Source organism: Actinomyces oris, assembly GCF_001937445.1.
In the GTDB taxonomy this organism is placed as follows: Bacteria; Actinomycetota; Actinomycetes; order Actinomycetales; family Actinomycetaceae; genus Actinomyces; species Actinomyces acetigenes.
This window is the reverse complement of sequence record NZ_MSKS01000006.1, coordinates 24,427-50,560: the sequence shown is the minus strand read 5'-3', so window position 1 is coordinate 50,560 and position 26,134 is coordinate 24,427. Positions and strand designations below refer to the sequence as shown.

The 26,134-nt window shown below is 67.2% G+C and carries 21 protein-coding genes and 1 tRNA gene; 8 read left to right on the top strand and 14 right to left on the bottom strand.

The window, feature by feature from the left end:
* The first annotated feature begins 8 nt into the window (after positions 1-8).
* From BKH20_RS01625 to BKH20_RS01610, 4 genes are all read left to right on the top strand, one after another.
* Positions 9-938 (top strand): RecB family exonuclease, encoded by a 930-nt coding sequence (locus tag BKH20_RS01625; RefSeq protein ID WP_256692976.1) that lies wholly within the window; start codon positions 9-11, stop codon positions 936-938.
* Positions 939-1,324: 386 nt separating this feature from the next.
* Entirely contained in the window at positions 1,325-2,410 is a 1,086-nt protein-coding gene (locus tag BKH20_RS01620; RefSeq protein ID WP_075389675.1) for a YeeE/YedE family protein, read from the top strand.
* Between the two features lie 80 nt (positions 2,411-2,490).
* Positions 2,491-2,712, top strand: coding sequence for a sulfurtransferase TusA family protein (locus tag BKH20_RS01615; protein WP_075389674.1), 222 nt, complete (start codon positions 2,491-2,493; stop codon positions 2,710-2,712).
* A 23-nt stretch (positions 2,713-2,735) separates the two neighbouring features.
* The gene (locus tag BKH20_RS01610) at positions 2,736-3,716 is read left to right on the top strand and encodes an aldo/keto reductase (protein WP_075389673.1); all 981 of its coding nucleotides are present in this window, start codon (positions 2,736-2,738) and stop codon (positions 3,714-3,716) included.
* 38 nt (positions 3,717-3,754) lie between these two features.
* Here the strand turns inward: BKH20_RS01610 and BKH20_RS01605 are convergent, their stop codons facing one another.
* The 7 genes from BKH20_RS01605 to BKH20_RS01575 all read right to left on the bottom strand — a co-directional run bounded on the left by BKH20_RS01605 (position 3,755) and on the right by BKH20_RS01575 (position 11,392).
* On the bottom strand, positions 3,755-4,513 hold the full coding sequence (locus tag BKH20_RS01605) for an iron ABC transporter ATP-binding protein (RefSeq protein ID WP_075389672.1): 759 nt from the start codon (positions 4,511-4,513) through the stop codon (positions 3,755-3,757).
* Positions 4,510-5,493: an iron chelate uptake ABC transporter family permease subunit gene (locus BKH20_RS01600; protein ID WP_075253781.1), complete on the bottom strand. Its 984-nt coding sequence runs from the start codon at positions 5,491-5,493 to the stop codon at positions 4,510-4,512. Before BKH20_RS01600 ends, BKH20_RS01605 begins: the two co-directional genes overlap by 4 nt.
* Positions 5,486-6,508, bottom strand: coding sequence for an ABC transporter permease (locus BKH20_RS01595; protein WP_081381556.1), 1,023 nt, complete (start codon positions 6,506-6,508; stop codon positions 5,486-5,488). Before BKH20_RS01595 ends, BKH20_RS01600 begins: the two co-directional genes overlap by 8 nt.
* Complete coding sequence (locus BKH20_RS01590; RefSeq protein WP_081381555.1) at positions 6,505-7,596, bottom strand: siderophore ABC transporter substrate-binding protein; 1,092 nt, start codon at positions 7,594-7,596, stop codon at positions 6,505-6,507. Before BKH20_RS01590 ends, BKH20_RS01595 begins: the two co-directional genes overlap by 4 nt.
* 188 nt (positions 7,597-7,784) lie before the next feature.
* Entirely contained in the window at positions 7,785-8,108 is a 324-nt protein-coding gene (locus tag BKH20_RS01585) for a hypothetical protein (RefSeq protein WP_010615133.1), read from the bottom strand.
* 82 nt (positions 8,109-8,190) lie between these two features.
* Positions 8,191-9,291, bottom strand: a complete 1,101-nt coding sequence (locus tag BKH20_RS01580; RefSeq protein ID WP_075389671.1) for an NAD(P)/FAD-dependent oxidoreductase — start codon at positions 9,289-9,291, stop codon at positions 8,191-8,193.
* Between the two features lie 49 nt (positions 9,292-9,340).
* A complete protein-coding gene (locus tag BKH20_RS01575) occupies positions 9,341-11,392 on the bottom strand; it encodes a M3 family metallopeptidase (RefSeq protein WP_075389745.1) in 2,052 nt (683 codons plus the stop codon).
* Between the two features lie 124 nt (positions 11,393-11,516).
* Here BKH20_RS01575 and BKH20_RS01570 point away from each other — a divergent pair, with 124 nt between their 5' ends.
* Positions 11,517-13,259, top strand: a complete 1,743-nt coding sequence (locus tag BKH20_RS01570) for a pyruvate dehydrogenase (protein WP_075389670.1) — start codon at positions 11,517-11,519, stop codon at positions 13,257-13,259.
* Between the two features lie 9 nt (positions 13,260-13,268).
* Here BKH20_RS01570 and BKH20_RS01565 read toward each other — a convergent pair whose 3' ends face one another.
* The 3 genes from BKH20_RS01565 to BKH20_RS01555 are packed head-to-tail and all read right to left on the bottom strand — an operon-like array spanning position 13,269 to position 16,514.
* Entirely contained in the window at positions 13,269-13,817 is a 549-nt protein-coding gene (locus BKH20_RS01565) for a TetR/AcrR family transcriptional regulator (protein ID WP_075389669.1), read from the bottom strand.
* Positions 13,814-15,319 (bottom strand): MFS transporter, encoded by a 1,506-nt coding sequence (locus BKH20_RS01560; protein ID WP_081381554.1) that lies wholly within the window; start codon positions 15,317-15,319, stop codon positions 13,814-13,816. The genes BKH20_RS01565 and BKH20_RS01560 overlap by 4 nt, the downstream gene beginning before the upstream one ends.
* Positions 15,320-15,374: 55 nt before the next feature.
* Complete coding sequence (locus BKH20_RS01555) at positions 15,375-16,514, bottom strand: bifunctional GNAT family N-acetyltransferase/nucleoside triphosphate pyrophosphohydrolase family protein (protein WP_075389667.1); 1,140 nt, start codon at positions 16,512-16,514, stop codon at positions 15,375-15,377.
* A gap of 407 nt (positions 16,515-16,921) precedes the next feature.
* Here BKH20_RS01555 and BKH20_RS01550 point away from each other — a divergent pair, with 407 nt between their 5' ends.
* Positions 16,922-17,983, top strand: a complete 1,062-nt coding sequence (locus BKH20_RS01550) for a hypothetical protein (protein WP_256692975.1) — start codon at positions 16,922-16,924, stop codon at positions 17,981-17,983.
* Here the strand turns inward: BKH20_RS01550 and BKH20_RS01545 are convergent.
* Positions 17,965-19,230, bottom strand: a complete 1,266-nt coding sequence (locus tag BKH20_RS01545) for an MFS transporter (protein ID WP_075389665.1) — start codon at positions 19,228-19,230, stop codon at positions 17,965-17,967. The two genes, BKH20_RS01550 and BKH20_RS01545, sit on opposite strands and share 19 nt — an antisense overlap.
* A 209-nt stretch (positions 19,231-19,439) precedes the next feature.
* Here BKH20_RS01545 and BKH20_RS01540 point away from each other — a divergent pair, with 209 nt between their 5' ends.
* Entirely contained in the window at positions 19,440-20,003 is a 564-nt protein-coding gene (locus tag BKH20_RS01540) for a DUF805 domain-containing protein (RefSeq protein WP_075389664.1), read from the top strand.
* Positions 20,004-20,068: 65 nt separating this feature from the next.
* Here BKH20_RS01540 and BKH20_RS01535 read toward each other — a convergent pair.
* Both BKH20_RS01535 and BKH20_RS01530 read right to left on the bottom strand, forming a co-directional pair.
* Positions 20,069-20,159: transfer RNA gene (locus tag BKH20_RS01535), tRNA-Leu, on the bottom strand.
* 113 nt (positions 20,160-20,272) lie between these two features.
* Entirely contained in the window at positions 20,273-21,184 is a 912-nt protein-coding gene (locus BKH20_RS01530; protein WP_075389663.1) for a D-hexose-6-phosphate mutarotase, read from the bottom strand.
* A gap of 69 nt (positions 21,185-21,253) precedes the next feature.
* On the opposite strand from BKH20_RS01530, the gene BKH20_RS01525 reads away from it, so the two are divergent.
* Complete coding sequence (locus BKH20_RS01525; RefSeq protein WP_070658996.1) at positions 21,254-22,711, top strand: AI-2E family transporter; 1,458 nt, start codon at positions 21,254-21,256, stop codon at positions 22,709-22,711.
* 12 nt (positions 22,712-22,723) lie between these two features.
* On the opposite strand, the gene BKH20_RS01520 is transcribed toward BKH20_RS01525, so the two are convergent.
* On the bottom strand, positions 22,724-26,122 hold the full coding sequence (locus tag BKH20_RS01520) for an error-prone DNA polymerase (RefSeq protein WP_075389662.1): 3,399 nt from the start codon (positions 26,120-26,122) through the stop codon (positions 22,724-22,726).
* Between the last annotated feature and the right edge of the window lie 12 nt (positions 26,123-26,134).

Here is a 26,134-nt window from a genome sequence, read left to right as displayed (position 1 = left end):
TCATGCCCATGTCCCACGAGCCGCTCACCGCATCCAGCTCATCGCCCCAGACCGGCGTCAGGCCCACCGGTCCGGGTGCCAGTGGTCGTCCGGGGGGAGGCTCGGGCGGCGGACGCCGCGCGGCCCTGTCCCCCTCCCGGGCCAAGGACTTCATGCAGTGCCCGCTCATGTTCCGTCTGCGCACGGTCGACCGCCTCCCCGAGCCCGGTTCGCTGGCGACGCACAAGGGCACCGTGGTCCACGGCGTGCTGGAGCGGCTTTACGATCTTCCGCCCTCGGAACGCCTCCCACAGGCGGCCCTCGAGCTCCTGCCCGGCCAGTGGGCCTCCCACCGGGACAAGAACCCGGAGGTCATGGACCTGTTCGAGGACGCCGACCACGTGGAGACCTGGTTGGAGGAGGCCCGCGGACTCATTCGCACCTACTTCACCCTGGAGAACCCCCAGCGCCTGGAGCCGGCCGAGCGCGAGCTGTTCGTCCAGACCGAGACCGGTGGCGGCCTGCTCCTGCGGGGCTTCGTGGACCGTCTGGACGTGGCGCCCGACGGCGCCATGCGAGTGGTCGACTACAAGACCGGGCGCAGCCCCGGCACACGTTTCATGGAGGAGGCGCTGTTTCAGATGCGCTTCTACGCGCTGGTGCTGTGGCGCCTGCGCGGGCGGGCGCCGGCCCGTCTCCAGCTGGTCTACCTCAAGGACGGGCGGGTCCTGACTCATGACCCTCGCCTGGCCGAGCTGGAACGCACCGAGACGCGCCTGGCGCGCCTGTGGGACGAGGTCGAGGACTGCGCTCGCAGCGGCTCCTTCCGCCCCCACCGCTCCCGGCTGTGCGACTGGTGCGCCTTCCAGGCCCAGTGCCCGCTCTTCGGCGGCACCACGCCGCAGGTGCCCGATGACGGGATCGCCCGCCTCCTGAGCGCCCGCCGCACGGCTGCCTGATCTCGGCCATTGTTCAGGAATTGCCACGGCCAGAGGCCGTCGATTACAGTCCGTGACGGCTGACAACCGTCGCCACGCACTTCCCAGATCCTCATGGAGAAGCACATGAACGTCGTCCAGGCCAACGCAGCCCGCACCGCCTCGCGCGGAGCCGGCATGTGTATGCGCTGCCTGGTTCGGGCGTTCTGAGGTGGTCTCAGACAGATCGTTCTCCCCGGCTCCCGGCGCCCCTGAGACGGCGTCCCATCAGCCACGTCCAGCCAGGCCTCCACCTCACTCCCCCACCGGATGACGTGGCCTGTCTCTGTCTTTCCACCTGTGCTGCGTCACCGGTCCCCACGCAGGCTGCTTGCACCTGACAGCAGCAGCCGGACAAGGACCGCACCATGCCGTCACCCACCATCCTCACTGGGCTCATCGTTGGAGCCGTCCTCGGTTTCATCCTCCAACGGGGCCGTTTCTGCATCACCGGTGCCTTCCGGGACCTGTGGGTCTCCCGCTCCTGGCGCTGGTTCACAGCCTTCCTGCTGGCCATCGCCGTTCAGGCGGTCGGAGTCGCCGTCCTGACCTCAACAGGCTCCATCACCCCTGAGATCCCCAAGCTGTCGGTGGTTGCCACCGTTGTCGGTTCTTTCCTGTTCGGAGTCGGGATCGTCCTGGCCGGCGGCTGCGCCACCGGGACCTACTACCGCGCCGGCGAGGGCCTGGTCGGTTCCTGGTTCGCGCTCGTGGCCTATGCCACCACGGCGGCCGCGTCGAAGACGGGACTCCTGTCGGGGGTGACGAGCTGGGTCAAAGGACTGTGGGTCACCAACCTGACCACCATCCCGGCCACCATCGGTCTGCCGAGCTGGGGCGGCGTCGTCATCCTGGCCGCCATCACCGGGCTCGTTGTGCACCGCTTCATCGTTCTGGAGCGCAGCCGTCCCGCTCAGATCCAGCTGCCTGCCCAGCGCACGGGCCTGGCTCACCTGCTGCTGGAGAAGCAGTGGAACCCTCTGGCCACCGGATTCCTCGTGGGCGTCGTCGCCGTCATCGCCTGGCCCACATCCTGGGCCTCGGGGCGCCCAGACGGGCTAGGGATCACGACGCCGTCGTCGAACCTGGTGAACCTCATCGTCACCGGGGACGTCAAGCGACTTGACTGGGGCGTGCTCCTGGTCCTGGGCATCCTGCTCGGCTCCTACCTCGCTGCCAAGGCCTCTGGCGAGTTCCGCGTCCGCGTGCCCAGCGCCCAGGTCATCCAGCGCTCCATCGCCGGCGGTGTCCTCATGGGGATCGGCGCCGCCTGGGCCGGTGGCTGCTCCATCGGCAACGCTCTGGTGCAGACCTCGCTCCTGTCATGGCAGGGCTGGATCGCACTGGTCTTCCAGGTGCTGGGGGTCGGGGTGGCCGCCTGGTTCCTCCTCATCCGTCCCCGGCAGCGTCGTCGCGCCGAGCGGGCGGCCTCACGCGTGCCCGCCACCGTCTGAGGCCTCGCCAGAACCCCCGCAACCATCTCGCTGCCCCAACCGCCCCCGAACCCTCATCACATCGCTTCAAGGAGTCACTCATGCGCACTGTTCTGGAGACCACCGGTCAGGTCTGCCCCTTCCCCGTCATCGAGGCCGAAGAGGCCATGGAGGAGCTCAGCGTCGGCGACGAGCTCGTCATCGGCTTCGACTGCACTCAAGGGACTCAGACGCTGCCCGCCTGGGCCGCCGACAACGGCTACACCGTCACCGAGTTCGAGCGCACCGGCGACGCGACCTGGACCATCACCGTACGCAAGTAGGTCGAGCCGCTACGGTTAGGCCTATGGAGCACAGGAGACTCGGCCGGACCGGCCTGCGTGTGTCCTCCGTGGGCCTGGGCACGATGACCTGGGGCCGGGACACCGATGAGCTCGAGGCCAAGGAACAGCTCGACATCTTCCTCGATGCCGGGGGCACGCTTGTGGACACCGCCGCCTCCTACGGCGAGGGCGTCAGCGAGGAGGTGATCGGGGCGCTCCTGCGCGAGCACGTGGATCGCCAGGACCTCGTCCTGGTCTCCAAGGCCGGAGTGCGCACCTGGCGAACCGGGGAGCGGTCCTCGGTGGCTGACGCCTCCCGCGGCTCGCTGCTGGACACGCTCGACACCAGCCTGGCCCGCCTGGGCACCGATCACCTGGACCTCCTGCTGGTCCAGGTGCCCGATTCCAGCACCTCCCTGGAGGAGACGGCCCACGCACTGAGCCTGGCCGTCTCCTCCGGGCGCACCCGGTACGTGGGCATCGCCAACCACCCCGCCTGGGCTTCGGTGCGCATGCATGATCTGCTCAGCGAGTACGGCCGGGGCCCGGGGCTGGCGGCCGTCGAGGTGGAGCACTCGCTGCTCTCCCGAGGTATCGAGCGCGAGCTGCGGCCCGCCTCGCAGGCCCTGGGCTTCGGCATCCTCGGCTACGCCCCCCTGGGTCGGGGCGTGCTCACCGGCAAGTACCGGGCGACGATTCCACCGGACTCGCGGGCCGCCTCCCCGCACCTGCGCTCCTACGTGTCCCCCTACCTGGGCGAGGCGCACCGGGGTGTGGTTGAGGCTGTAGCCACTGCCGCCTCGGGCCTGGACCGTAAGCCGGCCGAGGTCGCGCTCGCCTGGGCCCGCGACGCCCCCGGGATCAGCTCAACCATTGTGGGTGCCCGCACTCCGGCTCAGCTCCAGGGAGTCCTGGCGGCCGACGACCTGGAGCTTCCGGTTCAGATCCGCCACGCCCTGGACGAGGTCACCTCCGTCCAGCTCGGCTACCCCGAGCGCTTCTAAGACTCCCGGCGCTGCTGTGAAGCGGCCGCTGGCGAGTATCAGCCCCAGACGAAGGCGATGCGCCTGCCGTCGATCTCATGGACCGGCACATCCATGCCGAAGACCTCGCTCAGACACTCTCGGGTCATGGTCTCCTCGGGGGTTCCTTGAAGGACGACCCGGCCCTCACGCATGGCGACGATCCGGTCCGACCATGCGGCGGCCATATTGATGTCATGCATGACAACCACGACCGTGCGCTCGAGCTCGTGGGCGGCAGCGCGTAGACGACGCATCATGGCCACCGAGTGGACCATGTCCAGGTTGTTGAGGGGCTCGTCCAGGAGCATATAGGGAGTCTCCTGGGCCAGCACCATGGCAACGAAGGCCCGCTGGCGCTGCCCACCGGACATCTCGTCGAGGTAGCGGTCGGCCAGCTCCGTCAGGTCCATCCACTCCAGGGCCTGATCGACGATCGTCTCATCGTGCTCGGTGGGACGTCCCCGGTTGTGCGGATAGCGGCCGAATCCCACGAGGTCACGCACAGTCAGTCGCACGGCGAGGTGGTTGTCCTGCTTGAGGACGGACAGAACGGTGGCGAGCTGGCGTCCCGGGGCGGTGGCGACGTTCAGACCACCGACTTCCACCGTGCCGGCGTCAGCTCCTAGGAGTCTGGCGATCACGGACAACAGCGTGGACTTACCAGCCCCGTTGGCACCAACCAGCCCGATGACTCCGCCGGCCGGCAGGTCGAGGTTGACGTCGGAGAGCACCTGACGCTCACCGTAGGACTTGGCAAGGCTACGAACTGCGATCATGAACGTCTCCTGGAGCTGATGATCAGGGCGATGAGGGTGAGCCCGCCGAGGAACTCGATGATGACGGACAGGACGTTGTCGGCGTCCAGGACATGAGCCAGCACTGTCTGTCCGGTCACCAGGACGAGCATGGCGACGAGTGCCGCCATGGGCACGGTGACCACATGGCGGTTGGTACCGGCGGCCCAGTAGGCCAGGTGGGCAACGAGGAGGCCCAGGAACATGATCGGCCCGACCAGGGCCGTGGACACGGATACCAGCACGGCCACCATGACCATCACGCGCCGGCTGATACGACGGTGATCGACTCCGAGTGCGGTGGCGACATCGGGCCCGAGAGCCACGACATCGAGCGCCCGCAGCTCCCGGATCGCCAGAATCGACACGGCGGCGGTCAGGACCAGCGAGAGCACCAGCAGATCGGGGTTGATCGAGCCGAAGGAGGCGAAGAGCCGGTCCTGAAGGATGAGGAAGTCATTGGGATCCAGAAGCCGCTGGATGAAGGTGGTCCCTGAGCGCAGGAAGGTTCCCAGCACGATGCCCAGCAGCACCAATGTGGTCACCGAGCGCCTGGCACCGAGCACGGCACCCATGAGCGCCACAGACACACCGATCATCACCAGAAGTGTCAGGACGAACGCACCCAGGTCCGGCAGCGAGGAGAGTCCCGCCGCCCCCAGCACGAGAAGAAGAACCACCTGCAGCAGGGCGTAGAGCGCATCCAGACCGAGAACGGAGGGCGTGAGGATCCGGTTGCCGGTGACCGTCTGGAACATGACGGTGGACACGCCACTGGCCCATCCCACACACAGCATCGCCCCGAGGGAGGGCAGCCGGTAGGGCAGGACCAGAAGCGGGTCGAAGGCGTTGATGACCAGGAAGACGCCGCTGGCCACCAGCACCAGGAGCAGGACGACCACCAGGCGGAGGACGGAACGCAGGTTCTCCCGGCGACGACGTCTGGACAGCGCGTCAACCACGTTCCACTCCTCGCAGGATGAGCACCGTGAAGACGCCGGCGCCGACGACCCCCATGATGACGGACAGCGGAACCTCGTAGGGGTAGCGGACCACGCGTCCGACGACGTCGCACCCCAGCGTGAGCACGGCACCACCGACGGCAATGACCGGAAGACTCCGGCGCAGATTGTCCCCCATGAGCCGGGAGACGATGTTGGGTACCACGAGCCCGAGGAACGGCAGGCTCCCGACCACGACGACGCTGACCGCCGTCATGACGGCCGCGGCCATGATCGTCAGGTTGATGGTGCGGTGATAGCTCAGCCCGAGCCCGGTGGCCGTCTCCGCCCCAAGGCTCGCCACAGTGAGGCGGTCGGCGGCGAGATAGAGCAGCAGGACGACGAGCGCCACCAGCCAGAGCAGCTCATAGCGGCCGGCCAGCACCCGGGACAGGTCGCCGGCCGTCCAGGAACCTAGTGACTGCAGCAGGTCGTAGCGCCAGGCCACGAAGGTGGTACCCGCTCCGACCACGCCACCGAGCATGAGGCCGATCAGGGGGACCGTGACGTCATCGGACGTGCGCCGGTGGGGCAGCAGTCGCAGGAGCCACAGGAAGACGGCCGAGCCCGCTACCGCGCATGCCGAGGCCACCAGCATCTTCACCAGAACACTGGTGCCCGGTGCGAAGAGAGCCACAAGCAGCAGCCCGACGACGGCGAACTGAGTCGTGCCTGCCGTGGTCGGGGACACGAAACGGTTGCGCACACTCATCTGCATGACGGCGCCCGCCACAGCGATGCCCGAACCGGCGAGGACGGCTGCCAGGGTGCGCGGCACTCTCGAGACCATGAAGAGGCGCATGGAGCGGCCCTGCGAACCGGCGCGAACCAGATCCACCGGATCGAAGTCCGCCACTCCTATACACACCGACACCAGTCCCAGGACGAGCAGAAGCAGAAGGCCACCGACCAGGAGCGACAGGCCTGACCGTTGCGACCTGCACCCCCAGGCCGCAACGGGGTTCCTGGGGCTCATGCGGACAAATCGCCCTTGATCTCCTTGGCCATGCGCAGACTGACTCCGAAACCGGCGCCCAGGAGGTACCAGTCGGGGCCGTTAAGGTAGTAGACCTTGTTGTTCTTCCAGGCATTGGTGGCGGTGACCAGCTCGTTGTCGAGAATCTCCTTGGCCGAGGAACCCTCCTGCCCGATGGTGGCGTCGCGGTCCAGGACGAAGAGGACGTCCGGGTTGGCCTGCCCGATGAACTCGAAGGAGACGGCCTCGCCGTGGGTCGCCGCCTCAATGTTCTCAACAGCAGGGGCGACACCGAACTCGTCAAAGATGACGTCAAAACGGGAGCCCTTGCCGAAGGCACTCACTTTGCCGCCAGTGGTCAGAAGACACAGGCCCTTGCCTGCGTTCTTGGCCTCCGTGGCCACCTGAGCGGCAGCATCGGTGAACTCCTTGACCTTGGCCTGCGCCGCGCTCTTCTTGCCGAAGATCGAGCCGAGGATCGTGGAGTGGCTGGTGAGGATCTCCGTCATCGACGCGGAGGGCTCGTTCTTCTTGCCCTTGTCTCCGTTGCCGCCCTGGCCACCCTGATCGGGGCTCGCGGCCGCCGTCGCACTCGCACCCTGCGGCTTGACAGTCATGTCGATGGTGGTGAACTTGCTTGAGAAGTCCTCATAGGACTTGGCGGTCCGGTTCGCCACAATCACCAGGTCCGGCCCGACCTCGGCGATGGCCTCCTGCTTGGGCTCCTTGAGGCCGCCCATATCCTTGTACTTATCGTCCTGGAACTGGGACAGGGACTTGGGCAGGTTGCCACCGGTCTTGGGGATGCCGACGACGAGGTCGGCCAGCCCCAGTGCAGCCATAGAGTCCAGGACACCGTAGTCGAGAACGACAACGCGCTGGGGCGCCGCCTTGATCGTGGTCTCCCCCTGGGCATGCTTCACGGTGACCGGGTACGTCACCGCCTCTGCGCTCGATCCGGCAGAGGCGGCGCCGGCCCCGGTGCCTGACGAGCTCGAGGACTTCGAACCACAGGCGGACAGAGCCAGCAGACCGGCTGTGGCCGCGGTCGCGGAGAGCAGCTGACGGCGGGACGGAGACATGGGCATCAGGATTCCTATCTTCGTGGGCGACAACCGAGTACGGGTCGCAAGCACACGATTACTAAGGGAAGGCTTACCTACAGTATTTAAGCGTATCATACCTATGCTAAAGCGGTGGGACCCACGCAGTTCGCGTGGGCCCCACCGCCGAGAGATGGGCTGAGGAACGTCGTCCGTCCAGTCAGGGACCTCAGTCAGTCCTCGTCGTCGTAGTCCTCATCATCGTCATCATCGCTGTCGTCGTAGTCGTCGTCATCCTCGTCGTACTCGCCGTCGTCGTAGTCCTCATCATCGTCATCGTCGTCCTCATCGTCGCCATCGGAGTCGAAGGCCTCGAAGGGCAGCTCGATGCCGTAAGCGGTGAACAGCGAGTCGTCGTAGGTGAAGAAGGCGTCCTGGAGGGCGTTCTCGGCCGCGACCACGGCCGGGGAGAGCTCGTCACCGGTCGCGGCAGCATCCAGGTGCGCCTCGAAGGCGGCAATGAGTCGGTTGAGCGCGGACCGCGGATCGTTCGTCATGTGGGACACACTACCGGCTATCCCCTGCGCAGCGCACAGGCGGACGGCGTTGCCCAGCAGCGTCGCGCCCAGTCGTACCCGATCAGGCCTCCGACTCGACTCCCAGCTCCTGACGGATGAAGCCCAGGAAGAGGTCCTCCCCCTTGAGCTTGCTGGTCTCCTCAGGGCCGACGACCACGCGCACGCCGTCATGCAGGATCTGGGAGGCACCGCCGTCGGGCCCCAGGGGCAGGATGATCCGCTCGGTTCCGGGCGTGTAGGTCGCGGAGGGCTCACGGCCCGCGATGATGTCGGCGATGTTGCTGGCGACGACTCGGGCATGGGCACGGGCGGCGTCGGCACGCTTGGACTCACGCACGTCGGTGATGTCTCCGATGGCCCAGACACCGGGGTGGTCCACCACGCGCAGGTACTCGTCGACGCGGATCGTGCCGTCGTAGTGGCGCACCTCGTCGTAGTCCTCACCGAGGAATCCGGTGGCGGCCGCTGAGCCGTAAGCGCGGAACCACATGTCGGCCTCAAGCTGGCGCCCGCCCTGGGTGGTGACCCGGAAGGGCGAGAGCACGCCGACATCGACCGGGGGCAGGAAGCTGAGGGAGTCACCGGTGAGGATCTCCACCCCGCGCTGGGCGAGCTGGTCGGAGATGGCCTCACGAATCTCCGGCTTGTAGTCGCCGGCGGGCAGGATCCTGTCGGCGGCCTCCAGCATGGTCACCTTGACCTTCGGGAAAGCCGAGGTGATCTCACCGGCCAGCTCGATACCGACGGCGCCGGCACCCACGATGAGCACTCGTGAGGACTGCTCGAGGTTGGCGTGAACGCGCTCAATACGGGCCTTGGCGATGACGGAGGAGGACTCCATGTGCTTGGCGGGGAAGGGGTAGGCGGTCCCGGTGGCCAGCACCAGGTAGTCGGCCTCGATCGGTCCGTGACCGGAGACCTCAACGGTGGTGCCTCGCACCGTCAGCACCGTTCCGTGAACGACGCGCCCGTTGGTGAGGAGCCGGTCATAGGGCAGGAAGATCTTCTCCGCCCAGTCACGGTCGACCGCCGCGCGCAGCGCCGCGGCGTGGCTGACGAAGGTGTCCTTCTGCTCCACGAGGGTGACCTCGGCGACGTCGTCGAGGGCTTTGGCAGCAGTGATACCACCGTATCCACCGCCGACGATGGTGACGCGAGCCATATTTATGTTCCTTCCGGTGATGAGAGGGTGAAGATGCGAACTGCGTCCATCAGGCCAGTCCGCGACGTCGAAGAAGAGGCAGGATGCCGGGGTCGCGTCCGGTGAAGGCGCGGTAGGAGACCAGAGGGTCTCGACAGTCGCCGCGGGAGAGGAACTCGCGGCGGAAGATCTCTCCGGCCTGGCGGTTCAGGCCGAGGTCGCCGTCGATCGCACCATCGGTGGTGAACCACTCGACGGCATCGGCGTCCATGACCTCGCTCCAGATATAGGCGTAGTAGGCGGCGCTATAGCCCCCGGCGAAGACGTGGGAGAAGTAGGTGGTGCGGTAGCGGGGAGGCACGAGCGCGTCATCGACTCCGGCCCGGGCCAGGGCCCGGTGCTCGAAGTCCTCCACCTCATCAATGCGCGTCGGGACCTCGCCGGAGGGCAGGGTGTGCCAGGCCTGGTCGAGCAGGGCCGCCCCCAGGTACTCGGTGGTGGCGTAGCCCTGACCGAAGGCGCCCTGGCCTCGCAGCTGCTCGGCGAGCTCAGGCGGGAGAGGCTCGCCAGTGTCCACGTGGCGCGCGTAGGAGGCCAGCACCTCGGGGTGAAGCGCCCACTTCTCGTTGAGTTGGCTGGGGAACTCGACGACGTCGCGGGGCACGGCTGTTCCGGAGGCCGAGGGGTAACGGGCCTGGGAGAGCAGGGCGTGCAGAGCGTGCCCGAACTCATGGAAGCAGGTGATGACCTCGTCCCAGGTCAGCAGGGCCGGGCCGGAGGTGGGCTGCTCGATATTGCAGCAGTTAATGACGACTGGTTTGCGGCCGGTGAGTGTTGAGCCGGTGACGAGACTGTCCATCCAGGCACCGCCGGACTTGCCCGCCCGGGCGTAGTAGTCGCCGACGAACAGGCCCAGGACCGGCGCCTGGGAGTCCTCGCCGTCGCGCACCTCCCAGACCTTCACGCCCGGGGCGTACATGTGCTCTGCCAGGTCCTCGCGCTCGTGGAAGGTGATGCCGTAGAGGCGGTTGGCGGCGTAGAAGACGCCCTTGGTGACCACGTTCCACAGCTCCAGGTAGGGGGCCAGGACCTCGTCGTCGACGCCGAAGCGCTCCTTGCGCTCAGCGGCCTCGTAGAGGGGCCAGTCGGCGGGCCCGAAGGTCTCACCGGCCTGGGTCTGCGGGTCGAGGTCCATGCGGGCGGCATAGACTCGCGCGTCTGCGCGGGCGTTGGCCATGGCCGGCGGAGTGAGTCGGCCGAGCAGCTCTGAGACCGCCTCGGTGGTGCGAGCGGCCGACTCCGCGGCCACGAGGGCGGCGTGGTGCGGGAAGCCCAGGAGGGCGGCCCGTTCGGCGCGCAGCCGGGCGAGCTCCAGAACGATGCCGCGGGTGTCACCGAGGGCGTCCTGCTTCCCCAGTCCTCGGCTCACGGACGTCTCCAGCAGAGCGAGCCTGGCGCCGTGGGGCCGGGTGGTGGCCAGGGCCGGCGGCACCGTGACGTTAGTGACCCCGGCGGCGTGCATGGCCTCGGTGACCAGGACGGAGAAGCGCGTCTTGAGCGCGTTGACGCGGGCGTTGATCTCCTTGAGCCTGTGCGTGTCCGCCTCGTCCAGGCCGACGCCGTTGCGTTCGAACTCCTCGACGGTCAGGCGGATGAGGCGGGCGGCCTCGGCGTCGATGACGGTGCCGTCGGCGTCGCGCGCGGCCTGCCCCTCAGGGGCTTGGGTCACCATCTCATCGAGGACCTTGAAGCGACGGTAAAGACGGGAGTCGAGGTGATAGGCGTCGGAGTGGGCCGCCTGCTCAGGGGCCAGGGCCTCCTCGAGCTCGTCGAGGTCCGGGCAGTCGGTGGCGGAGGTCAGAGCGTCCAGCACCGTCAGCGCCCGCTCCAGCAGCTCACCGGATCGCTCCAAAGCATCGACGGTGTTGGCGATCGTGGGCTGGTCCTCGTTGGTGGCGATCGCCTCCCACTCCCGGCGCTCAGCAGCCATCCCGGCACGGATGGCCGGTTCGATGTCGGCGTGGTCCACGGCCGTGAAGCCGGGCAGGCCGAGGTCGAGCGGCCACGGCTTGGCGAAGACGTTCGACTCCGGAAGGTCAGTGCCGTCAGTGGTCTCGCTCATGGGCCCATCGTGCCATGCACTGATGGTCTTCTCGTTCACAACAGGCCATCAATTCTAGGACTATGGTCGCACTGGGCGTAGCCTGATGGGGTCACTCGAATCCAGGATCTCCAGGAAGAGACGCATGAATGTCGCAGAACAGCTCGTGGCCCAGCTTGTCGATGCCGGTGTCCACAGGATATACGGCATCGTAGGGGACTCCCTCAATCCGATCGTCAACGCCGTCCGTAAGACTGGCGGTTCCGCCAAGGGTGGGATCGACTGGGTCCATGTACGCCATGAGGAGGCCGCTGCCTTCGCTGCTGCAGCAGAGGCGCAGCTGACCGGCGAGCTCTCCGTGTGCGCCGGCTCCTGCGGTCCGGGCAACCTTCACCTGATTAACGGCCTGTACGACGCACAGCGCTCGGGTGCCCCGGTGCTGGCGATCGCCTCGCATATCCCCAGCGTTCAGATTGGCCAGTCCTACTTCCAGGAGACCCACCCGGATCGCCTGTTCAACGAGTGCTCGGTCTACTCGGAGCTCATCTCCACCCCCAAGCAGGCCCCTCGTGTCGTCAACGCCGCAATCCGCCACGCTGTCAGCCTGAGCGGCGTGAGCGTGATCTCATTGCCGGGAGATGTCTCCGATGAGAAGGCCACTGCCGCCATCCCTGAGTATTCCAAGGCCAGACCAGCCACCCTGTCGCCCAACCCTGCTGACGTGGCCGAGGTGTCCGCCTTACTCAACAAATCCCGGAAGGTGGCGATCTTCGCCGGTGCCGGCGTCAAGGGCGCTCATGACGAAGTCATCGCACTGGCCGACCTGCTCAAAGCACCAATCGGTCATTCGCTGCGCGGCAAGGACTTCATCCAGTATGACAATCCCTACGACGTCGGTATGACGGGCCTCCTGGGATACGGGGCCGCCGCCGAGGGCATGAAGGATGCCGACGTACTGCTCCTACTGGGAACCGACTTCCCTTACGATCAGTTCCTACCGGACACCGTGACGGTCCAGGTGGACAATCACGCTGAGAAGCTGGGGCGGCGCACCGACGTCTCTCACCCGATTCACTCAGACGTCATCCCGTTCATCGAGGCTCTCATTCCGCATATTAAGAAACGCCGCTCCGACGCTTTTCTCAAGGCTCAGCTCAAGAAGCATGCCAAGATCATGAAGGCACCCATTGGCGCCTATACGCGCAAGGCGGACAGGATCAAACCCATTCACCCCGAGTATGCCGCACACGTGCTCAACGAGGTCGCCGCCAGGGACGCGATCTTCACTGCGGACACCGGAATGTGCAACGTGTGGACCGCACGCTACATCGACCCGCTGGGTACGCGCCGCCTCATCGGCTCCTTCCTGCACGGATCCATGGCAAACGCCCTCCCCCATGCCATCGGCGCACAGGTCTCCCACCCCCATCGCCAGGTGATATCCGTGTCCGGCGACGGCGGCCTGTCCATGCTCATGGGAGAACTCGTGACCGTCCGTATGCACAACCTGCCGATCAAGGTCGTGGTCTTCAACAACTCGACCCTGGGTATGGTGAAGCTCGAGATGCTGGTTAATGGTCTGCCCGACTTCGGCACTGATGTCCACGACGTCAACTACGCCGGAGTAGCACAGTCGATCGGTTTCCATGCCGAACGCGTTGACGATCCACGAGACTTGCGCAAAGCTTTTCAGAAGGCCTTCGACTTCAATGGCCCAGCACTGGTCGAGGTCATCACCGACCCCAACGCTCTGTCGCTTCCTCCAGAGATCACGGGTGAGCAGCTGATCGGTTTCGCCACAGCAATGAGCAAGATCGTCCTTAATCGAGGTGCGGGTGAGGCCGTGAGCATGGCGACATCGAACATGCGTAACATTCCCCGCTTCTAGAGGAGCCTGTCACTGCCGTCCGCCATCGCCGGCCTCACCGCGAGCCAGGGACACGATGAGGTCGGCGATGGCGGGCTCATCGGGGCCCTGCCTGTCAGTGTCGAAGGCGCGGTTGGCCCACCATCCGTCCACGGCCAGCAGCGCCACGCGTTGCATGGCACTGAGCTCACGGATCTCACCCAGCCACTCCCGGCGCAGCGTGTTCCAGGTCTCCTTGAGCATCTCCGCCTCCGGCGTGGCCGAGAGCATGAAACTGACCTCTCCAGGGAGGATCTCGCCGTCGAGGACGGAGCGCGTCAGGGCCTCGATGCGCTCGGCCCGGCTCGCCTCCTCCAGCGGCTTGCCCAGTGCTTCCAGCGCCGCAGCCCGCCACCGCTCCTGGAAGGCCGCAGCGATACCCTCCAAGAGCTCGGTCTTGGTGCGGAAGTGGTAGATCACTCCGCCTCGGGTCAGTCCGACGTGCTCGGCCAGGGCGTCGAAGGTGAGGGCATCGAAGCCGTCACGGTGGGCCAACTCGAGCGCCCCAGTGATGATGCGGTCGCGTTTCGAGGTTCTCATGAAGTCTCCTCACTCGTCGCCGGAACATGACGTGCGGCCATGACGCCCGCGCCCAGGAGGATGACGGCGGCGATGATCGCCGTGGCCTGCATGGCGTGAGTGAACGCCTCTCGGGCCTGAACCATCAGCTCGGCCTGCCCGGGGTCGCCCGGGTCGATGGCACCCGCCAGGGTGGCCAGGGACTGCTCGGCGGCCTCGGCCACGCGCCCCGGAAGTCCCGAGGGAACCCGCCCGAGCAGCAGCCGGTAGCCGACATCCTGAATCGTACCGAGCATCGCGATGCCCAGGGCGACGCCCAGCTCAAGACCGGTTTCGGAGATGGCCGAGGCCGCTCCTGCCCGGTCCGCCGGCACCGCCCCCAGGACTGCTCCGGTGGAGACCGTGAAGGCCAGGCCGATGCCTGCGCCGATGATGAGCAGGCCGGCGCAGATCACGACGATTCCACCGTAGGACTCCCCCAGCGCGACCACAATCAGTCCCACCGCGGCCATGAGCAGGCCGCTTCCGAGCGCCCGGCCATTGCCGAGCCGGCGCACCACCGCGGTGACGACCACGACGACGACGAGGGAGGCCAGCGATGTGGGCAGCTCGGTCAGGCCCGCTCGGAGCGTGGAGTAGCCCCGAACGAGCTGGAGGTACTGGGAGAAGAAGTACAGCAGGCCGGCCAACGCAAAGATCGCCAGGACTGTGGCCGCAATCGCCCAGGTGAATGCGGGTCGTCTGAAGAGCTCGACGTCGATCAGCGGCGTGGCCAGCGTGCGCTGACGCCTGATGAACAGCCATCCGGCGGCCAGGCCGCCCGCCAGTGCTGCCACTGCAATGACGGTGAGGCCGTCGTGCGCGAAGGACTTGACGGCGTAGGTGATCGGCACAATGGCCAGGACCGACAGGACCGCGGAGACCAGGTCCACCGGAGCTCCCTGGTCGTTCTTGGACTCCGGTAGGACCCACAGGCCCGTGACGATGACGGCCGCCATGACGGGAACGTTAATGAGGAAGACGCTGCCCCACCAGAAGCGTTCGAGCAGGACTCCACCGACCAGGGGTCCCAGGGCAGTGCCACCCGAGCTGCCAGCCGACCAGATGGCGATGGCGGTGGTGCGGTGGCGGGCGTCGGGGAAGATGTTGCGGATGAGGGACAGGGTGGAGGGCATGATCGTGGCGCCTCCGACGCCCAGAAGGGCTCGAGCGGCGATGAGGGCTCCCGCGCTGGGCGCGAAGGCCGCCATGATACTGGCCGCTCCGAAGCCGAGCGTCCCGATGAGCAGGAGGCGGCGCCGACCGATGCGGTCGGCGACATTGCCCATGGTGGCCAGCAAACCGGCCAGGGTGAAGGAGTAGATGTCACCGATCCACAGCAACTGGCTGGCCGTTGGGCTCAGGTCCGCACTCAGCGAGGGGATGGCCAGGGCCAGCACCGTGGAGTCGATGGCCAGCAGGGTCACGGCCAGGGTCAGGACGCCCAGGGCCGCCCAGGCGCGAAGTCCAGGAGTACGAGTCACACCCAGAACTGTACTTTACGTACAGTATAGTTATAGTTGTGTCGGCGGTCTCTTCTCAGCGCAGGCGGCGACTGCGCAGCACAGCCTCCACGTTCGGAGGGAAGTAGTCCGGCCCCTTGAGGACTTTGCCGTCCTCGCGGTAGACCGGCTTGCCGTCGGCACCCAGCTTGGACATGTTGGAGCGCTGCACCTCAGCGAGCACGGATGCCAGGTCGATCCCGGTCTCCAGGGCCATGCCATAGATGACGTAGATGAGGTCCGCCAGGGCGTCGGCGGTCTCGACGGTGTCGCGAGCGCCGTCGTCGGCGGCCACGGCGCGGCGGTAGCTCGACTCGATCTCGGCGCGTGCGGCCTGCCCGTAGACGGCGCCGACGAGCTCGGAGAACTCCTCGGCGATGAGACTCATGCGCATGTCGAGGCTCTCGCGCTCGAGACTGGCGCCGTCGGTCTGGATGGGAAGTCCGTAGACGTGGTGGAAGCGCCGCACCAGGGCCTCGGGGTCGTCGCCCTCCCGCTCTCCGACGCCGTCGTGAGCCACCAGGGGAAGGACGTCGTCTGTCTCAACGGGGCCGTCCCAGGGAGCTCGCGGCTCACGCGGGTCCTCAGGCAGCAGGGTGGCGATCCAGCCATCATGGAGCCGGCCGTCATTGGGCAGGAAGCGGCGCACTCGCCCTTCCCGCTGGAAGCCGAGGGACCAGACCACCTTCCAGGAGGCCCAGTTGGGTACCAGCCCGTGGCTCGTCTCGTGGATGTTGCAGCGCCACCTCAGCGCGGACAGGGCCAGGGGGCCGTTCAGGTCGAAGGCCGTATCGATGAGGGCAGCGACGGCACGGGTCATGGTGCCGCGCCCGCGCGCCGCAGCAGCGAGCCAGTAGCCGACCTCGCCGGTCCGAGCGTTCTCAGGGCCACTCAGGGTGATGCCAAGCATGCCCACTAGGTCCGGAGAGGCACCGGCATCGGCCTCGCGGATCGCCCAGGTGAACTCGCGTCCCTCGCTCCAGCCCTTGGCCACGACCTGCTCGACGAAGAACTGCGCGTCACTGCGCTGATAGTTGCGAGGGACGAAGGTCCACTCCTGAATGTCCGCGTCCTGGCAGATCTCGGTGATGCGGTCGAGGTCGTCGCCGGTCGGGACCGACAGGACCAGTGCGGGCAGGTCGCCGTCAGCAGCAACGGTCATCTCAAAGGAGTCCATGGAGGCCGATGCTAACGCCTCTGCCTCGCCTCACTCGTGAGGAGCCGCCCGAATTCCTCTCCCGGGTCATTTCATGGGCCTATGCTCGAGGATGATGTCCCCCAACGAGAAGAGCCTGAGTGACTACCGCCCCCACGCCTGAGAGCCGCCGCCATGGTCCCGCTGTTCCCCGCTGGATGCTGCCCTCGGTGCGAGTACGCAGACGCGGCGATGTCATCACGGTCGAGCAGCGGGTCCCCGCCCGTGTGGAGAGCATGCACACGAGAAGCACCTTCGACTCAGCTCATCGCGGCTACGTGGAGCACCATGACATTCCGAGCTTCGAGTCTGGCCTAGGGTCTCCGACCGGCCTTGCGCTCGTCAAGGAACGTTTGTCCATTCCGGCTAGTGCCGCAAGTGAGCAGCAGGTGCGGCAAGCCGTAGACCACGCCATCGCCGCCTACGACCCGGGCACGGCGGCGCTGTCCGTTCAGCTCAGTGGGGGCATGCTGCTGCGACTGCTGCAGACCGCCGCCTCACTGGGACTGGCGGGAATCGGCCTGTACCTCGCCATCTCCTTCCACCGAAGCCCCTCCATCGCACCCCCGGGCGATCCTTTCGCCGGTATCCAGAAGGTCTTCACAGTTCTTCCCAGCATCTTCGCCCTCGTGACACTCGCCATCGCGGTCACCTGCGCTCGCGGCGCATGGGCCCTGCGCACTCCGAGGTTCGTGGCCGAGGAGCAGTGGGGGCTGTTGCGTCAGACCCTGACCCAGCTGGCGGGGCAGGAGCCCGGCTCATCACGCCCCCTGGACATTGAGGCGGGCCAGCGCCGGGATCTCATCACTCACCCGAACGGAGTCTCCCTCACGCGTAGCGTCACCCGTGACGGGCGCATGGGTCCCCCATGGCCGGATGCCTACGACGTCGCCAAGCGCGTCAGGCAGGGGCGGCGCGCCCTGGCCGGCATGACCGTCTTCGCCTCAGTCTTCCTGCTCGTAGGGCTTTTGATCTTCCTACTGTTCATCGCGGCCGGGCAGCTCACACTCATTCCCCTGCTCTTCGGCGTCAGCGTCTTCGGCGCGATCGTCTCCCACACCTCCAAGCGGTGCGACCGTCTCCTCGTGTCTTATCCCAGCACGATGCCCGGAGGGGAGGAGCCGCGAGAGATCGGCTGGGAGGATGTCGACACCGCCTCCTTGCCCGCGTGGTGCGATGCGCGCCGGCGCGAGCGCTACTGGAACCTTGCTGCGATCGTGTTCCTGGTTGAGTTCGTCGTGGCTGTTCTCGCCATATTCGCCTCTGTGATGCTGAATCAGACTACGTTCTCGACCGGCTCCTCCTCGCAGGAGGCCCACACCCACGCACTGATATGGAACTCGGTCCTTGCACTGGTTGTCATCGCTGCGGCACTCGCCACCGTTGTGATTGGCAGGCAGTGGATTCAGAAGAAGGACAGCGAGCTGCGCCATCAGGCAGGACTGCTCTGAGTCCTCGCGGGCCTACGGTGCAGGACCGGCCAGCAGGTGACCATGATGAGGCCACCCAGTAGGCCGTAGGCCAGAGCCACCCACAGTCCGTGAACGTCAGCCAGCCGGCCGACGACCGGTGGTGCCAGGAGGCCCGCCAGGCGGGCCAGCCAGGACACGATGGTCAGTCCCAGTCCAGGAGGAAGCCCGTCAACGTCGTCGGCGGCGGAGTAGGTCACGGGGACGGCGACGGCGCATCCCGCACCGGAGATCGCCATCCCCAGCAGCGTCCTGGGAACGGAGGAGACCAGGAGGGCGACACTCATTCCGAGGGTGACCAGCGCTCCGCCCGAGGCGATCACGGCTCGCTGGCCGACAGCGTCGATGATGCGGTCGCCCACCAGACGCCCCACGATCATCGTTCCTTGAAGGGCAACCAGCCCCAGCCCGACGCGACCGGCGCCGGCGCCCTGTTCCGACAGGAGCAGGGAGGACCAGTTCATGGCGACGTCCTCAGGGAACATCGAGGCGGCGCACAGCAGCCCGACGACGAGGAGCACGAGTACCGTGACCGGCCGGGTGCGACGAGCCGAGGCCACCGGCCCCGCCTCGGCACCAGCGTCGAGCGCCTTGTTCTGGTCGGGGGCGCGATCAGCGCGGTCGTGGCCGGGCAGGAACCAGCCGGCGAGCAGGGGGCCTATCGAGAGGACGAGCAGCACCACCGCCGTCAGCACCATGTGAGTTCCCAACCCCACTCCGGCTCCCGCCATGGCCTGCCCCATGGCGGCTCCCAGGACCGCCCCCAGTGACCACGAGGCATGGAAGCTCGTCACGATGGAGGTGCCCCAACGGCGCTGAACCCGCAGCCCGTGTGCGTTCTGCGCGACATCGACAATGGAGTCCGTCCCGCCCACGACCAGCAGGCAGACCGCCAGGACGATCCACGAACGGGCCAGGCCCGCTCCAAGGAGAGCCAGGGCCACCACGAGCATGCCCAGGCTGGCGACCTTGGCCGAGGTCAGGCGGGAGATGAGCCATGACGCGGCCAGCCCCGCCACGAGAGCGCCGACGCTGGCTGCGGCCACCGCCTGCCCGAAGGCGCTCTTGCTCAGCCCCAGCGTCGCCACGATCTGTGGGAAACGCGGCACCAAATTGGCGAATCCCAGGCCATTGGCCAGAAACACTAGACAGACCCCGGCGCGCGCACGTAACAGCTCGGGACTGCGCCGCGCATCAGGAGGACTGCTCAGTGGGGTGGCGGAATGCATGACGGCCCACTCTACCGAGGAGGGTGTCCTGTGACCCGACATAGGGAGTACTTCCCACCGCACCTGGAAGGGGCCAACGTGACGAGCCCTCCCCTCTGCCCTTAGGCTGTGACTCGTATGCCGATCTGACACCAGAAAGCGCATCAGCCCGGGTGCTCTCAGCCATGACCGCGCCCGTCACTCCCTGCCCCGTCTTACATGGAGGATTCATGTCCTACGGAACCGGCCCCGCACCCTACGGCGGCCAGGCACCATACGGCGGTCCCACGCCCTATCCCGGCGGCCCCGCCCCCTACGGCGCACCCAACCAGTTCGGACAGTTCGGGCCCCCGCCTCTGACACCCGACATCGCCCCACTGCCTGGCGCGAGCTTCGGTGAGGCCGTCAAGCGCTACTTCCAGCGCTACGCCCAGTTCCGCGGCTATGCGTCCCGCTCCGAGTACTGGTGGGTTGTACTCTTCAACGGTCTCATCGGACTTGGCCTCTACGTCCTGCTGTTCATGGTCATTGGCCTTGGTGGGGCGTTGGGTGGTTCCTCAGACGATGTCGGGACTGGTACCGGTATCGGGATGATCGTCGTCATGCTTCTCTACTTTGCCTATGCGATAGCTATATTCATCCCGAGCCTGGCCATCGCGGTACGGCGCCTGCACGACAATGGAAAGTCGGGGCTCTGGTTGCTCATCGCTTTCGTTCCTGGCGGCTCAATAGTGCTCCTGGTCTTCTTCTGCTTGGAGTCCCGCCCCGACCTCTACCGCCCTGAGTGGAGTTAGGCGAAGCTCCCTGAGGGACAACGCATGATCCCCGGAACCTTCTGGTTCCGGGGATCATCTATTGGTGGTGTCCGAGGGGGGACTTGAACCCCCACGCCCGTTTAATAAGGCACTAGCACCTCAAGCTAGCGCGTCTACCTATTCCGCCACTCGGACTTGTGCTGTCTCCTCCGCCTTTCAGCGGCTTGGCCAGGAGCTCGCCCTGGCGACGCAGAGAAACTTAGCATGACGGCCACCGAGGCCACCAAGCCACGTTCAAGTGCTTCCCATCACACTGCGGTGCTCTCGACGCTCAAGGTCACCTGCATGGACCAGCTCGCCCCGGGCTCGATGGTGGGTGCGTGCTCTCGCACCGCCCCGCTTTCGACGCACACCATGGCAGGGAACTCGTCGTCGGCCATGTCCGGCAGCGGGGCGCTGTACGTGGACCAGGGGTTCCACACGATCGTTGAGGGCGCGTTGCGCTTGTCGATGCCGATGGTGCGCTGATGCCCAGGATCAGTGACGGTGATCGGCTCGGCGGAGTCATAGATGCGGTCCACGGGGCCGCCGATCGTCACATCGCCTTCCTGGACGTGGCGGGCCTCCTGGGGACTGCGAGCCAGGTTGTCACTGTAGGGGGCGCCTGCGAGCCCGCTGATGCGGCTGGCGGTGACGTCGTGGACCGAGAGATAGGTGTGGGCGGCCGCCTCCACCGTGCGAGGCTCGGTCCCCTCGTTGCGCAGGCTAAGTCCCAGGCGCAGAGTCTCACCGACCTCGACCTCGTAGAGCGCTGTCAGGCGGTCACGACTGACACTGAGAAGAGCTCGGACACCGCCGCCGTCGGTGGCGGTCACCGTTAGCAGCCGCCAGGGGGCGATGCGGGCCCACCCGTGCTTCGGTACGGCGTCGCCGTTGATGCCGACGCCGAACTCCGGTAGGCACAGGGGGATTCCTCCACGGATGGCGGTGGCGCCGTCGAAGACCGCCTGCCGTGAGGTGAAAATGATCTCTGAGGCGCCGCGCGGGACCCAGGAGGTCACGGTAGCGCCGTGAAGGTAGATCTCCGCCGCTCCGGCCGGGGCGTCAATAAGAAGCCTCTGCTGCCCTCCCCGTCCTGGCCCTAACGCAGCGGAGCGGGGCAGACGCATCTGGTTCATCACGGCGGGGTGCGTCGGATTGCCGACATTCGGGGCGGTCATGGGGCCACGCTAGTAGGCTGGACGTGTTTCGTCAGCCCGTTATCCAGCGAAGGACTGATCGTTCACCCCATGGCAACAAACAGCTCTCCGTCACAAGAACCGACTCAGGACGCGTCGGCCGAAGTCCCCAAGTCCTCCCAGAACCCCGACTCCCTCCAGACGGCTCAAGAACGTGACTCGGAGAAGAGGTCCACCCGAGAGATCCTCAGCAGCAGTGGCCTGCTGAGTCGGCTCAAGGGCGCCCGTACGGCGCTGGACCGGGGGATCGACTGGGCGGAGAGACGCAGGCAGGCTGACCGCGACTACCAGTTGCACTGGGAGTCGGACCCGGAGGAGGAGGCGACCAGGCCGGTCTCTCCCCCGGTATCCACCACCCATGTGCGCGTGGCCCCCTCGGTCTCCTTCCCCGAGACGGTCACGACCCGTTCCTCAGTCATGGACTCCCTGCCCTCCTGGCTGGTGCGAGGCGGCATGGGGGCCTGGCTGGGACTGGGCATCATCATTGTCATCGGCCTTGTCTTCTATGCCACCTCGCAGGTGATCCCGGTCTTCATCGGCCTGTTCATGGCACTGGTGTTCACTTCGATCCTCCAGCCGATGGTCAACCTCTTCGCCAGGATCATGCCCCGATACCCGGCGACCTTCCTGGCGCTGCTCGCCACCATCGGTGCGATCGCCGGGCTGGTCACGTACGTGGTCACCTCGGTCACCAGCCAGTGGAGCTCCTTGGCATCCCAGTTCGGTGATGGCCTCAACACCATCATGGACTTCCTGGAGAAGGGGCCGTTGCACCTGACGCAGCAGCAGATCTATCACCAGCTCCAGCTCTGGCTGCGCCAGGGGCAGCACTATCTGCAGTCCAACGCCCCGTCCCTGGCCTCGGAGCTGCTGTCCAACGCCAGTGCGGTCGTTGATGTGCTCACGGTCCTGGCCCTGGCACTGTTCGTCACGATCTTCTTCCTGGCCTCCGGGGGCAGGATGTGGCGCTGGTTCCTCAACGAGCTGCCTGCCACGATGCGGGAGTCGACCCACCGGGCCGCGGGCGCCGGCTGGTACACCTTCGCCGGTTACGCCCGCGGCACCGTGCTGGTGGCGCTCACCGACGCCATCATGGCCGGGATCTTCCTCCAGCTGGTAGGGATCCCGTTGGCGGCCCCCCTGGCGGTGCTTGTGTTCATCGGTGCTTTCATCCCGATCATCGGTGCACCTCTGGCGATGCTTGTGGCCATGGTGGTGGCCCTGGCCTCCGGGGGCTTCGTCACCATGATTGTTGTCGGCGTGGGAGTGGCCGGGATCGGCCAGATCGAGGGGCACATCCTCCAGCCCCTCATCATGGGACGTCAGGTCTCTCTGCACCCTGTGGTGGTGATCATCGGCGTCGCCCTGGGGACCTACGCCGCCGGCCTGCTCGGCGCGATCGTCGCGGTCCCGCTGATCAGTGTGCTCTGGTCCGTCTACTCCGAGCTGCACACCAAGGACGCCCCGGTCACGGGTGAGCTGCCCGCCTACTCCTCCCGCAAGGAGTGAGGGGCGCCGCTCTCAGCACCAGTCCCGGCTGCCGGTACCCGGGACCCCGGGAAGGACCTGGAGACGATCGGCCATGAGTGCGATGACTCCGTCACCCTTCTCAACGGTGCCGCGCACGATGAGAGCGACGGCGCGTCTGCCGATGCTGCGGTAGCGGCGCCACATACCGGCTCGGCAGGCGACGTTGAGCAGACCAGTCTCGTCCTCCAGGTTGAGGAAGATCATGCCGGAAGCAGTGTGGGGGCGCTGCCGGTGGGTGACGATGCCGGCGACGCGCACCCGGCTCCCATGCTCCTGATCCGCCAGGTCGGCTGCGCTGAGCACGCCGTCGGCGGCCAGTGAGGGGCGCAGCAGCCTCAGGGGCGAGCCCTGCGTGGACACTCCGGTCAGGCTCAGGTCGGCGGCCTGGCGCTCGCGGTCAGTCATGGTCGGCAAGGTTGGGGCCTGGGCGCCGACAGCAGTTCCCGGAAGCGTGGGCTGGCACCACGCGCCCCGCCCCTGTCGGGAGGCGCCACGACGTCGGCCGTGCTCATCGGAGAGGACTCCGGCGGCCCACAGGGCCTGACGGCGCTCCACACCTAGACTGTCCAGGGCTCCTGAGACGGCCAGTGACTCAAGGCGGGAGCGGCTCAGACTCACGCGTCGCGCAAGATCAGCCAGGTCCCGGTAGGGGCCGTGAGCACAGCGCTCGGTGACGATGGCCTGCGCGGCCCGCTCCCCCAGCCCCTTGATCGGGGCCAGGCCCAGGCTCACTGCGAGGTCGTCGTGGACGTCCAGAGCAGACGGGGCAGCAGGATGGGGCCTCAACGGCTCCCACTGGTCTGATCCGCCGGTATCCCGGTGGTCCTCCCTCCGCTCGACGGTGGCCTGAGCCAGTGAGCGGTTGACGTCCGCAGGCAGGACGCGCACACCGTGACGGCGAGCGTCGGCAACCAGGGACTGCGGGGACCAGAAGCCCATGGGCTGGGCGGCCAGGACCCCGGCATAGAAGTCCTCAGGCTTGCGTGCCTTGAGCCAGGCCGAGGCGTAGACCAGGTAGGCGAAGGAGAAGGCGTGGGACTCTGGGAAGCCGAACTCGGCGAAAGACCTCAGCTTGCTGTAGATCGTCTCCGCGGTGGGTGCGTCGATGCCCCGGGACCTCATTCCGGCCACGAGCTTGTCGCGGAGGGCGTCCATGCGCTCGATGGATCGTTTGGCTCCCATGGCCTGACGCAGGGTGTCGGCCTCGGCGGGGCTGAACCCCGCAGCGTCGACGGCGATCTGCATGAGCTGCTCCTGGAAGAGCGGCACTCCCAGAGTCTTGGTCAGGGCGGGCTTGAGGGACTCATGCAGGTAGGTGACCTCCTCGCGCTTCAGCCGGCGGCGGATGTAGGGGCTGACGGCGTCGCCCTGGATGGGGCCGGGGCGGATGAGGGCGACCTCGACGACGATGTCGTAGAAGGTCTGGGGGCGGAGTCGGGGCAGGGTGGCCATCTGGGCACGCGACTCGACCTGGAAGACCCCGACCGTGTCCGCGGCCGTGAGCAGCCGGTAGACGGCCGGGTCCTCCTCGGGCAGGGTGTGCAGCCCCCAGGGACGGCCGGACTGGGAGGTGCGCAGCTCTCCTTCCGTCACGGAGTCGGGAACGGTCTGTCCCCGCTGTGCCAGTGTGGTGAAGGCCAGTCGCAGTGCGGTGAGCGCCCCCAGGCCCAGGAGGTCGAACTTGACCAGGCCGGCCTCGGCGCAGTCGTCCTTGTCCCACTGGAGGACCGAGCGGTTGTCCATGGCGGCCCAGCGCACCGGGCAGACCTCGGTGACAGGGCGGCCGCACAGGACCATGCCTCCGGGGTGGACCCCCAGGTGGCGGGGCAGTCGCAGCAGCTTCTCCGCGATGTCGAGGACTGGCTCGGGGACCTCGTCGCTCTGCCCGGTCAGTCCTCCGGGGCGCACCGAGGTCCACCGCTCCATCTGTTTGGCCCAGGCGTCCTGCACGCCGGCGGGGTGGCCGAGGGCTCGGGCGGCGTCGCGGACTGCGGATCGGGGGCGGTAGGAGATGACGTTGGCGACCTGGGCGGCACGTTCTCTGCCGTATCGGGAGTAGACGTGCTGGATGACCTCTTCGCGGCGGCAGGCCTCGATGTCGAGGTCGATGTCTGGGTAGCCGGCTCGCCCTGGGGACAGGAAGCGCTCGAAGAGCATCTGGTGCCTGACGGCGTCGACGGCTGTGATGCCCAGGGCGTAGCAGACTGCGGAGTTGGCCGCCGAGCCTCTCCCCTGGCACAGGATTCCCGACTGTGCGCAGAACTCGACGATGGCGTGCACGATGAGGAAGTAGCCGGGGAATCCCAGGGACTCGATGACCTCGAGCTCGTGGTTGAGCACCTCCCAGGCCCGGGGGTGCTCCTGCGGGGTGCCGTAGCGGCGGGTGGCGCCTTGGCGGGTGAGCTCACGCAACCAGCTGGCAGGTGTGTGGCCCTCCGGGACATCGGCGTCGGGGAGGTCGGGGGCGATGAGGGACAGGTCGAAGGCGAGGTCTGCGGCGAGCTCGGCGGCCAGGTCGACGGCTCCGGGACTGCGCCGGTGGAGCAGCGCCATGTCCTGGGCCCCTCGTAGCCAGCGGCCGATGGCGGGCAGGTGACCGCGTGCTCCTTCCAGGTCGGTGACCAGCCGGGTGGCGGTGAGGACGTCGGCGAGGCGGGCGTCGGTGGGGCGGGCGCAGCGCACCGCGCCGGTAGCCACGAGGGGAAGCCGGTGAGCGTGAGCCAGTCGGGTCAGGGTCTCGGTGAGGGCGGCGTCGGTGGGGCCCCCATCCAGGGTGATCTCGACGGCCAGCCCCACAGCGGCGTCTCCCTCCACCTGTGTGTCACCGGTGGTGGTGCTGGTTGGGCGGCCACGGTCGGGAGCGGCGAAGAGCTCGGTAAGGCGACCCAGGCAGGCATCTGCCGCCGCCAGGTCCCAGGTTCCGGGCCGGTGGGGGTCTCCCAGGGCTCGGCGCAGAGGACCGTTGGAGGTGCCAGTGAGGACGAGGCAGGTTCCGCAGGCTCCCCCGGTATGGCTGGTGGGGGCGGCGCGAAGGGCCGAGGCGAGAGTGGGCAGGTCATGGGCGGGTTCTCGGCGTTCTCCGGCATCCAGGTTGTGCTGTGAGATGGCCGAGACCAGTCGGTGGTAGCCGACGGGGCTGCGGGCCAGGACGGGCAGGTGGGAGCCGTCGGCAAGGGTGAGCTCGGTGCCGTGAACAGTAGGCAGGCCGTGGGCACGACCCGCCTGAGCATGCTTGACGATGCCGGGAACACCATCGTGATCGGTGAGGGCGAGGGCCTCCAGACCGAGCTCAACGGCAGCCGATGCCAGGTCATCGGGTTCGTTGGCTCCGTCGAGGAAGGAGTATGCGGAGTGGGCGTGCAGCTCGGCATAGCGATGTCGGCTGGTCATGACTATCAGTGG